This window comes from Moorena sp. SIO2C4, from assembly GCF_010672485.1.
In the GTDB taxonomy this organism is placed as follows: domain Bacteria; phylum Cyanobacteriota; class Cyanobacteriia; order Cyanobacteriales; family Coleofasciculaceae; genus Moorena; species Moorena producens.
This window is the reverse complement of record NZ_JAAHGN010000554.1, coordinates 1-4900: the sequence shown is the minus strand read 5'-3', so window position 1 is coordinate 4900 and position 4900 is coordinate 1. Positions and strand designations below refer to the sequence as shown.

1 protein-coding gene is annotated in these 4900 nt (G+C 45.7%); it reads right to left on the bottom strand.

What is annotated here, in order from left to right:
* Positions 1-117 precede the first annotated feature (117 nt).
* Positions 118-4281, bottom strand: a complete 4164-nt coding sequence (locus F6K20_RS24225) for a beta strand repeat-containing protein (protein ID WP_287296320.1) — start codon at positions 4279-4281, stop codon at positions 118-120.
* Positions 4282-4900: the final 619 nt, after the last annotated feature.

The following is a 4900-nucleotide window of genomic DNA, read 5'->3' as shown; positions in this document are numbered from 1 at the left end:
ATCAACATCTGAGAAATCATGAAGAAAAGTGTTAAAAGTTATCTAAATGCGACAAAGTCACTACTAATACTGCTTTCCTATCTGGTTAGGTTATATTTCAAAACAAGACTTTATTTCTTAATGAATAATCCCTGGGGTACCTTCCAACAAGATGGCATCGGTGGTGGTGTTAAACCGGAGGGTACCGCCAAAGGAATTGTCTTGATTAAGAGTGATGGCAGGGTTATCCAGAACTTGGTTAAAACTGACAACGGCTGCTGGTAAGCTATTTACTGTCAGGTTACCTGTGACGGTGTGGGCCTCTAGGTTAACTGTTCCCAGCTGAGTAATAATCAAATCCCCATTGGGTAGGAGAGTCTCTTGAGAAAAGTCACCGATAGTGTTAATTAGGGGTTGGCTACCTCCCCCATTGACTGAGATCTCTCCAGCGACTTGCAAGGGTTCGCCGGGAACTTGAGTAATTGGTAGAGCAGAGTTGAGAGTGAAGTTGCCCCCAATAATGGAGTAACCAACAGTGGTAGGTTTAGTGTTGGTAAAACTAACATTGCCTGCATTGGCTAGAGTGCTGGTGAAGAAGGCATCCCCATTCACAAATAGACTGCCGCTAGTTTGGGTAATGGTACTCCCTAAAACACTAAGATTACCACTACCAGTATTGATGTCATTGTTAAAGGTAACGTCGCTACCGGCAATGAAGGTCAGGGGGTTATTGTTAGTGTTAATGGTTCCAGTTGTTGTAATTGTCCCGCCTGTAACTGGAGTTTGAATCGTAGTAGGACTATTGAAGGCAGCAGGCAAAATAGCGATCGCACCGCTGCTGTTGTCTCGCCCAATCAGAATCTGGGCAAACCCGTTTTGTAACCTGTTGAGTTCGCTGCTGTCTAAATTTAAGCGGGCATCAGTAGTAGTCCCACCGATAGTGATGCCCAAAGTAGGTTCAAGGGGCTGTAGCTGAAGGCGGCTTGTGCCTGTAATTTCAGCCAGATTACTAGGGATAGTAATTTCATCAGCGGTGAGGGTGATGTTTCCAGTGCCAATAGCTTCAATTGCACCTCCATTACCAAAGAAAATCCCCTCACTGTTATTGCCAATGCCCCTAATAATGCCCTCTAGGGTAATGTTTCCAGTTCCGGTAGTTCGCACTACGCCACCGCCAACTGCACCTAACCAAATACCGTAATTTTCAGTTCCGGTTCCTCTGCTAATTCCTTTCAAGAGGATATCGCCATCTACCGATGTCACTCTAGTGTTGGAACCTAAAACAACGATTCCTTGATCCCCGTCCGACCCGATTCCACCATTCCCCCCATTTCCTGTCATGGTAATCATTCCTGTTCCGGTGGATTCTACCCCACCGTCAGCTACAATCGAAATGCCCTCGTTGCCAAACCCAACATTACTGCTTGCGTTAGCAGTACCTGTTATTTCGATAGAGCCTGCTCCAGTCGATTGTACCAAGCCTTGATTGTAAATATAAATGCCGTGGTTAAAATCTCCATTACTTGGAGCTGCTGTACCTCTGAGGGTGATATTTCCATCTTTTCCACTCACTCTGGAACCATTACCATCAATTAATATGCCTTGATTCTCAGAAGTTCCAGCAGCACTTGTACCCTCCAAAGTTATAGCTCCAGTACCCGTTGATTGAATTACACCACCACTGGTAGGATTTGCACCCAGATTGGAATCGCTCAGAAGAATACCGTTGTTGTTGCTCCCAGTTCCGCTACCAGTTCCCTGAAGAGTAATACTTCCTACCCCAGTTGTTTCCAGCAAGCCGTTCTGAAATATGAAAATACCAGAATTATTTTTCCCAGTTCCGTTACTGTTGCCTAACAACCTAATATTTCCATCTACTGAGCTTACTTTAGCGTTGCTTCCAACAGCTATTCCTTGATGATCGTCACTGCCAGCACCGGCAGTACCCGTCAAGGTAATATTCCCAGTTTTAGTTGCTTCCACAATGCTGCGAGTTTGAATCGAAATGCCATCACCGTCCACACCATTTGCATTAGTCGTACCTGTCAAGGTAATATTCCCGCTGGATTGCACTACACCGTCTAATCCAATAAAAATGCCGTGATTTGTTGTTCCAGTAGATATTTGAGCAGTATTACTAGCGCCAGTCAGAGTTATATCTCCATTAATCGAACTAATTCTAGACTTTTCATCTTGAAGTAGTATTCCGTGATTAAAATTCGCTCCACTCCCGCTGAAACCGTCTAGGTTAATGGTGCCATTGGTTGTTTCTACCACGCCGCCAGAGTTAATTAAAATGCCTGTATTGGATCCAGTGCCGTTTCCAGTACCTGTCAAGGTAATATTTCCAGTTTTTGCAGAAACCCTACCACTCGCCTGAATTAGTATTCCGCGATTCTGCTTCCTTCCGTTACTACCAGTACCTTCTAGAGTTATGCTGCCTGTCCCAGTTGCTTCCACTACACCGGGACTACCAATGAACTTCTGCTCTCGAATTATGATGCCGTAGTTGTTACCTGCGCTAGTGCCGTTGCTAGTACCCCTCAGGCTAATATTCCCTGTCCCAGTGGAGCGCACTACACTCCCATCACGAACCTGAATACCCCATCCATGGTTAACCCCACTGCCAGTGCCTATCAACCGAATATCACCATTTTCAGAACTAACAGTAGTGTTTTCGATTACGTTAATGCCTATACTAAAATTCCCCTCTGTTCCACCATTGCCAATTAGAGTAATATTCCCTAACCCACTGGTTTCTAATCGACTCTGGCCCAGAGTAATGCCATGATTTTTAGTGTTGTTACTACCATCCCTTCCCCTACCTACCAAGTTAATACTGCCATCTTCAGCGTTAATGCGGCTAGAACCAATAAAAATGCCCACTTTACGAGCTTGACTTCCCTTGCCTGAACCTATGAAATCACCACCATTAGTATCAATCGTGGCATTAAAAATACCAATAGCGCCTGCTCCACTATTGTCACTATCAGCCAACAGCTCTACATTCAACTGACCGCTATTGGAAGTAATATCAGCGTTCAGAAAAATATCGTTTTCTGCCTGCAAGGTAAGAGTTGCGTCTCCACCTGCTGTCTTGCGAATTGGTGCATCATTGTTCTGAGTAATGTTACCTTGATCAGTGCCACCGATAGTTGTTGAAATTGTGACGTTGGTGCCCCTATTCAGGGCAGCATTAATATTAGCAACATCAACTGTATTGGTCCCAATCCCACCGCCACCGTTTGCGAGTGTGATATCAGTGGGATCGATTAACCAAGTGCCACCACTACCATTAGGAGCACTAGCATCGGGAGTAGTGGTGAGATTAAGAAACTGTTTGCCAGAGGTTTCAATAAATCCCCCATCACCGGAAACAGTTCCTCCCCTTGCTGTAAGGGTTCCGTTAACGCTTGCTGTCTGATCCGCCCAAACAATCACCTTGCCCCCATCCCCATTGATCAAGGCATCGGCATTAATCCTTACATCGGAGCCAACAAAGGTACGTGCTGCATTGGGAACGGTGCCATTACCCTGAAAGTCTCCCCCAATCAATACTGTACCGCCACCGGTGTCAGACGAGACATCAATTCGGGCATTCTCCAACAAGCTAACCTGATTTCCGAGAACCTCAACCAGGCCACCAGCTGCTGTCAGGGAGCCAGTGCTAGTTACCGTACCACCGGATAAGCTGAGCGTTTGTCCGGAACCAACTGCTAAATTCCCAGCATTAGCGATCGCACCAGCTTGATTCGTGCCATATTGCAAGCCCAAAGGCACACTCACCGTTAACAACGAGGAATTGTCGGGATTGGCACTAAAGGATGACCCATCCCCAAAGGTGATCGAATTCGCTGTACTCGCCACAAAGGAACCCTGAATATCCAGTTGAGCATTGGCTCCAAAGATAATCCCATGGGGATTCAGTAAAAATAGATTAGCAGCACCATCGACTCCCAAGGTCCCCAAAATACTTGAAGCATTAGTTCCAGTCACCCGTGAGATAATATTATCAATCCCTGCTGGATTAGCAAAATAAACCCGTTGTAACTCCTCAACATTAAAATCAGTAAAACTGTGGAACAGATTTGCCCCTCGTTCTGCTCCACCTTCTATCAAATCCGCTAGCCCTCCCCTAACCTGAGCATCAGGCGTAACCCGAGAACTTTCAGCCCCTAAAGTCGTATCTGGTGTAACCTCAGCCAAGGCTTGATGTTTATCAAAGGGAAAAAACACACCAATCGTTAAGCAACTGGCTACCTTCAATAAGCCACAGCAACGACCCCAAGATTGATTAACCATGGAATTATTCTCCTTGCTCTAAGCATTCAGCGGTCAGCGGTCAGCGGTCAGCGGTCAGTGGTCAGTGGTCAGTAGTCAGTGGTCAGTGGTCAGTGGTCAGTGGTCAGCCGTCAGTGGTCGCTGAAAGCTGAAAGCTTTTCGCGTAGCGTGCGCTAATCGCTGATAGCTGATAGCTGATAGCTGATAGCTGATAGCTGATCGCTGATAGCTGATAGCTGATAGCTGAAAGCTGAAAGCTGATAGCTGATAGCTGATAGCTGATAGCTGATAGCTGATCGCTGATAGCTGATAGCTGATAGCTGATAGCTGAATGCTTACTTTACTTTTTTGCTACCTCAGAAAGAATTATAAGGTATTCGGTTAACCTATCAGCTAACTATTTCTACAAACTTGATTGCGAATATAAGCAAGGGGAATTGCGGAATTCAGCAATTATTATTGTCAGCAAGTATATAAGCTTAGTTGCAGCTTTAGAGTGATAATTAATCTAAGAGGTTGTCTGAGAAGTCTCATTTGCTACATCCAAGCCCCCGTGGGTCCCCATCTGTCAAAAAGCGAAGCATCCGCTAATTCCCCCCAGAATTGGGGGGTTAGGGGGGCGGGGGACTTTTAGAAGCAA